Annotated in this window: 8 protein-coding genes; 3 read left to right on the top strand and 5 right to left on the bottom strand. The window is 64.2% G+C overall.

Going from position 1 to position 5,921, the window contains the following annotated elements; all coding sequences use genetic code 11:
- Positions 1–255: ACT domain-containing protein (locus tag EN969_RS13780; RefSeq protein WP_348632387.1), on the bottom strand; the 255-nt coding region annotated here is incomplete at its 3' end.
- A gap of 188 nt (positions 256–443) precedes the next feature.
- Between EN969_RS13780 and EN969_RS13775 the strand changes: the two genes are divergently transcribed.
- The 3 genes from EN969_RS13775 to EN969_RS13765 all read left to right on the top strand — a co-directional run bounded on the left by EN969_RS13775 (position 444) and on the right by EN969_RS13765 (position 2,270).
- Entirely contained in the window at positions 444–1,349 is a 906-nt protein-coding gene (locus tag EN969_RS13775) for a bestrophin family ion channel (RefSeq protein WP_063169560.1), read from the top strand.
- Between the two features lie 112 nt (positions 1,350–1,461).
- On the top strand, positions 1,462–1,872 hold the full coding sequence (locus tag EN969_RS13770; protein ID WP_063169559.1) for a DoxX family protein: 411 nt from the start codon (positions 1,462–1,464) through the stop codon (positions 1,870–1,872).
- Positions 1,873–2,006: 134 nt separating this feature from the next.
- Entirely contained in the window at positions 2,007–2,270 is a 264-nt protein-coding gene (locus tag EN969_RS13765) for a glycine zipper domain-containing protein (RefSeq protein WP_013528799.1), read from the top strand.
- A gap of 84 nt (positions 2,271–2,354) precedes the next feature.
- On the opposite strand, the gene rpsP is transcribed toward EN969_RS13765, so the two are convergent.
- The 4 genes from rpsP to EN969_RS13745 all read right to left on the bottom strand — a co-directional run bounded on the left by rpsP (position 2,355) and on the right by EN969_RS13745 (position 5,919).
- Positions 2,355–2,756, bottom strand: a complete 402-nt coding sequence (rpsP, locus tag EN969_RS13760) for a 30S ribosomal protein S16 (RefSeq protein WP_013528800.1) — start codon at positions 2,754–2,756, stop codon at positions 2,355–2,357.
- Between the two features lie 37 nt (positions 2,757–2,793).
- Positions 2,794–3,120 (bottom strand): chorismate mutase, encoded by a 327-nt coding sequence (locus EN969_RS13755; RefSeq protein WP_013528801.1) that lies wholly within the window; start codon positions 3,118–3,120, stop codon positions 2,794–2,796.
- 7 nt (positions 3,121–3,127) lie between these two features.
- Positions 3,128–4,738, bottom strand: a complete 1,611-nt coding sequence (gene ffh / locus EN969_RS13750; RefSeq protein ID WP_024504031.1) for a signal recognition particle protein — start codon at positions 4,736–4,738, stop codon at positions 3,128–3,130.
- Between the two features lie 290 nt (positions 4,739–5,028).
- Positions 5,029–5,919, bottom strand: a complete 891-nt coding sequence (locus EN969_RS13745) for a CPBP family intramembrane glutamic endopeptidase (protein WP_245467438.1) — start codon at positions 5,917–5,919, stop codon at positions 5,029–5,031.
- Between the last annotated feature and the right edge of the window lie 2 nt (positions 5,920–5,921).

Raw genomic sequence — 5,921 nt, 5'->3', positions numbered from 1 at the left:
GCCGACGGCTTCCAGCGACGAATGGATGTTCAGCGTCAGCATCCGGCAGCGGAACGAAGCGGTCAGTGCCGCGGCGTTGGCCTCCTCCTCGGTCACGATCAGCGTCACACCCTCGCGCTCGCGAAACACCATCACCGGCTCAACGCCTTCCGGCTGAGGGACGCCGGGTGCCAGCGTGACGAAGACATAGGCGCCGGCGAGCAGCTCCGGTGTCATCGACGCCAGCAGTGTCTTGAGATCGGTTTCGCCGGCCATCTGTCTTCCCTCGCCTGCAAAAAACGGGCCGCAGCCCACGTGCTCTTCAATATCCGCGACCGGCGCGTGCCGATAGTCCAGGCGCTGCAAGGACGACATGGCGATGTCGCTGGCGGCTGGGCTTGCAGAGCTGTCGCATCGCACAATAGAGAAGCTGAGGGCCAGTGCCGGTCCGTGAAAGGCCTTCGATGATCGTTCGCCCGCGCCCCACATTCCTGCAGCTGTTCTTCATCATGCGCGGTTCGGTCGTGCCACGCATTCTGCCGCAAATATTGGGCTTCGCGCTTTATTCCGCGATCATCCTGGCCGCGGCGCGCCGGTTCCAGCTTGATTTCAGCGTCTTCAACATCACGCCTTTCGGCCTGGTCGGCGTGACATTGTCGATCTATCTCTCGTTCCGCAACAACGCCGCCTACGACCGTTGGTGGGAGGCGCGCAAGCTGTGGGGCGCGCTGGTCTTCGAAATGCGCAACCTGGCACGCGCCACCACCAGCCTCATCCCGGACCAGACCGAACAGCGCGCCCTGCTGATGGAAGCGCTCGCCTTCTGTCATTTCCTGCGCGGGCAGTTGCGCAAGATCGACAGCATGAAGGATGCCCGTGCCTTCATCGACGCGGAGGCGGACAAGGCAGCAGCCTTTTCCAATCCGGCGGATGAGATGGTCAGGCGCATGGGCCGGCGTGCCAATGCGCAGCGCCTGGCGGGCGACGTCGACACGATCGGCTTTCGTATCCTCGATGAGAGGCTCGCGTCGGTCGCGGCCATCCAGGCCGGCTGCGAGCGGATCGCCGGTACGCCCTTGCCGTTCGCCTACACGCTGCTGGTGCATCGCACGGCCTATATCGTCTGCCTGCTGCTGCCGATCGGCCTGATCTCGACCACCGGTTGGGCGACGCCGCTGTTCACCGCGCTGATCGCCTACACTTTCTTCGGCCTCGACGCGCTGTCGGAAGAGCTCGAGGATCCGTTCGGGACCGAAGCCAACGACCTCGCTCTCGACAGCCTCTGCCGTGTCTGCGAAATCTCGGTGTTCGAGGCGCTTGGCGAAACGCCGCCGAAGATGATCCCGGCGGAAAAGTTCTATTTTTCGTAGGCAAAGGCGCGCGGGCTTAAAAGAATCTGCCCCGCTGTCGGATCGCCGCTCCATGCCACGTCCTTGGTTCGACCCCAGCAAGAAGGGGATAGAACCATCAGGAGGGACCATCATGAGCATTTCCGAAACCGCGCCCGTCTCGCCGGGCGCTTTGTGGACCGGCCGCGCGCTCAGCGGCGTCATCGTGCTGTTCATGATCTTCGACGGCGCCATCAAGCTGCCGCCGCTCGATATCGTCATCCAGACGATGGTACCGCTTGGCTGGCCGGCCGATCCGAATGTCGCGCGCATGCTTGGCGTCATCGGCCTGATCTCGACCGCTCTCTACGCGCTGCCGCGCACCTCGGTGCTCGGCGCCATCCTGCTTACTGCCTATATGGGCGGCGCCATCGCCACCAATGTCCGCGTCGACAACCCGCTGTTCTCGCACATTCTGTTCGGCGTCTATCTCGGCATTATCCTGTGGGGTGGCCTGTATCTGCGCGATTCCAGGCTCCGCGCGCTGATCCCGTTCAGCCGTTAGATCCGGATCGAAGCACCGCTTTCGGCTCGAAGCCTGAACCCTTTGCCGGGCAATATCTCAGGGATCGAATCGTCGAGTTGCGAGTTAGAGATTCGCCCGGCGGCGGAGGCGGCTCCTATCGGAGAGGAACGACGATGAAGAAAACGATGCTTTTGATGGCGCTGCTGGTGCCGCTCGCCGCTTGTTCGCAAACGGAAAAAGGCGCGGCCGTAGGCGGCCTCGGTGGCGCTGCCGTCGGTGCGGCCGTCGCCGGCGATCCGGTTGAAGGCGCCGTCGTCGGTGGTGCTGTCGGCGCTGTTGCCGGCGCGCTGATCGGCCGGGCGAGCGAGCGTGGCGAATGCCGCTACCGCGATAGCCGTGGCCGCGTCTATATTGACCGCTGCCCGCGCGGCTATTGACCGGGCGGCTTTTACAGACAGGGTCGAATGAAAAAACGGCGGGCACATGGCCCGCCGTTTTCCTGGATGCGATAGAGCAAATACTTATTCGGCGGTTGCGGCTTCCGCCTCGGCCGGTGCAGCCGCGGCGGCGGCAACGGCAGCAGCGGCATCTTCCTGCGCCTTCTTCAGAAGAGCAGCGCGTTCCTGCGCCTTCTTGCCCGGCTCGGCCTTCTTCGGGTTGGAACGGGCGTCGCGCTTGACGAGGCCGGCCTCGTCGAGGAAGCGCAGCACGCGGTCGGTCGGCTGGGCGCCATGCGCCAGCCAATGCTTGACGCGGTCGGCGTCGACCTTGACGCGTTCGCCGTCCTTGGGCAGCAGCGGGTTCCACGAGCCGATGGACTCGATGAACCGGCCGTCACGCGGCGAACGGGCGTCGGCAATGACGACGTGGTAGTAAGGACGCTTCTTCGAGCCCGCACGGGCCAGTCGGATCTTCAAGGGCATTTCTTTTCTCCTAAAAACTAAGTTCGTTGATTGGGTTTCAGTTGGTTTTCGTCACGCCGTTGGAAGCGGCGATCTGTTCGTGGTGGCGGATCACTTCGCGGACGACGAAGTTGAGGAACTTTTCCGCGAAATCCGGGTCGAGATGGGCATCCTTCGCCAGTTGGCGAAGCCGGGCGATCTGCTGCTGCTCGCGTGCCGGGTCGGCCGGCGGCAAGCCATGAGTCGCCTTCAGCACGCCAACCGCCTTGGTGCAGCGGAAGCGCTCGGCAAGCATGTGGATGAGGGCTGCGTCGATGTTGTCGATCGACGCCCGGTAATCTGCCAGGAGGGCGCGGGCGTCGGCCATGTCCTTTTCTTCGTTCATGGCGTCCTCACTTCTTCTTGCCAAGGCCGGGCAGCCCGCCACCGCCGAGGCCGGGAAGCCCGGGAAGTTTCATGCCGCCGGGCAAACCTGGCATGCCGCTGGGCAGGCCACCGCCGCCGGGAAGGCCTTTCATGCCGCCGCCTAGGCCGGCTGCCTGCGCCTGCTTCTGCAAGGCTTCGAGCTGCTTGGGATCCATCTTCGACAGGTCCGGCATGCCGCCGCCCATCATGCCACCCATACCGCCGGGCATCATGCCGCCGAGGCCCATCTTGGAGGCGAGGCCGCCCATCATGCCGCGCATCAGGCCGCCGCCTTTGCCCTTGCCGCCCATTGCCTTCATCATGTCGGCCATGCCGCGATGCATTTTGAGCAGCTTGTTGATTTCGGCCGCGTCGGTGCCGGAACCGGCAGCGATGCGCTTCTTGCGCGAATGCTTGAGCAAATCGGGATTGGCGCGCTCTGCCTTGGTCATCGACGAGATGATGGCGAGCTGGCGGCCGAACATCTTGTCGTCGAGACCGGCGGCGGCCATCTGGTCCTTCATCTTGCCCATGCCGGGCATCATGCCCATGATGCCGCCCATGCCGCCCATCTTCGACATCTGCTGAAGCTGGCCGGCGAGATCGTTCAGGTCGAACTTGCCCGACTGCATCTTCTTGGCCATCGCCGCCGCCTGTTCGGCGTCGATGTTCTCGGCGGCCTTTTCGACGAGCGAGACAATGTCGCCCATGCCGAGGATGCGGTCAGCGATGCGCTTGGGGTGGAATTCCTCCAGCCCGTCCATCTTTTCGCCGGTGCCGATCAGCTTGATCGGCTTGCCGGTGACGGCGCGCATCGAAAGGGCAGCACCGCCACGGCCGTCGCCGTCCATGCGGGTCAGCACGAGACCGGTGATGCCGACGCGCTCGTCGAAGCTCTTGGCCAGGTTGACGGCGTCCTGGCCGGTCAGCGAATCGGCGACCAGCAGGATTTCGTGCGGGCTCGATACCTTCTTGATGTCGGCCATCTCGACCATCAGCGGCTCGTCGATATGGGTGCGGCCGGCGGTGTCGAGGATGACGACGTCGTGGCCGCCGAGCTTGGCCGCCTGCACGGCGCGGCGCGCGATGTCGACCGGCGACTGGCCGTCGATGATCGGCAGCGTGGCGACCTTGACCTGTTCGCCGAGCTGGCGAAGCTGCTCCTGCGCGGCGGGGCGCCGCGTGTCGAGCGAGGCCATCAGGACCTTCTTGTTCTGACGCTCGGAAAGACGCTTGGCGATCTTGGCCGAAGTGGTCGTCTTGCCGGAACCCTGCAGGCCGACCATCATGATGACGACCGGCGCCGGGGCATTGAGATCGATGGCGACGCCTTCAGCGCCGAGCATGTCGACCAGTTCGTCATGAACGATCTTGACGACCATCTGGCCGGGCTTGATCGACTTGACCACGGCAGCGCCGACGGCCTTCTCGCGCACCTTGTCGGTGAAGGAGCGCACCACTTCCAGCGCCACGTCGGCTTCGAGCAGCGCACGGCGCACCTCGCGCAGCGCCGCCGAGACATCAGCCTCCGACAGCGCGCCGCGGCCGGTCAGGCCGTTCAGGATCGAACCAAGACGTTCCTGTAGCGATTCAAACATTCGTTTTCCTTTTCCCTGGCACCCGGATGGTGCCCGAGAGGTAATGCGTTCGCGCCCAGTGTCCAACCAAAAGTCCAAGCAAAAGCCAAAACCAAAAAGCACCCGGGGGCGCTCAGCGCTGCCGGGTGTTGGCCTCCAGGATCGATTTACAGCACTTCACCTCAAAGAGGTTTCGGCGTCCTGGTCGGCTTGCTCGGAGGGATACTCGTCGCGGAATTCGGGGCGTGTAGACAGGAAATCTGCGCAAGAGTCAAGACAAGGGCCGGGTAGCGTCATTCCCGGACCCGCATTCAGGCCGTGCTCGCGCGGTCCGGAAGCTCGGCGGCGACCTTGAGCGGCGAGCGCGGATGCAAAAGCAGCCCGATGGTCAGCAGGCTGCAGGCGATGCCGATGAAGGCGATGAGAACCGCATCCGACGTTGCCCAGCCCGGTCCCTCGAGCGGCCTGGCGTTGAACAGGGCGAAGGAATTGTAGCTTTCCTGATGCGAGATCAGCAGGAAGCCGGTCAGGTTGTTGCCGAGATGAGCACCCAGCGCGGCGCCGAGATTGCCTGTTGCGTAAACGACAAGCGTCAGCAGCAACGCGAAAGCGGCGATCGACGCCAGCACACAGGCGTTGATGGCTGGCGACGAACTCGCACTCCAATGCAGCGAGGTGAACAGCAGGGCCGGCAGCAGCGCCCAGATGAACGGGCTCTTGAACCGGCTGGCCAGCCCGCGCAGCAGGTAGCCGCGAAACAGCAACTCTTCCGACGAGGTCTGCAACAGAGTGAGCGCGGCGATCGGGATCGCAAACAGCAGCCAGGACGACAGGCTGATCGGGCCGCGCGCGATCTGCGGCTGCAAGAGATAGAGCAGGATTTCGGAGATCAACGAGGTGATCAGCACCGCGATCAGCCCCTTGAGGAAGCCGGACCATGAAACACGCCGGCTGTTGCCGAGCAGCGCCGACAGCTTCTCGCCATGCACCCAGCGCATCGCGACCCACAGGCCGATCCAGATGCCGGCGAACGAGACGAGCGCGGTGAGAATGCCGATGGGCGAGGCGAGGAAACCCTGCATGCCGGATGATGGGGCCGCCTGCCGGGCGAAGAAGGCATAGGTGCCGCCGACCAGCACGGCCACGGTGGTTGCTGCCCAAAAAAGGACGACGATCCCCGTTCCGAGCAACAGGCGCGGCAAGG

The organism is Mesorhizobium sp. M7A.F.Ca.CA.003.01.2.1, assembly GCF_003998945.1.
In the GTDB taxonomy this organism is placed as follows: Bacteria; Pseudomonadota; Alphaproteobacteria; order Rhizobiales; family Rhizobiaceae; genus Mesorhizobium; species Mesorhizobium ciceri.
The sequence above is the reverse complement of the archived record's forward strand: the minus strand, read 5'-3'. Positions and strand labels throughout refer to the sequence as shown.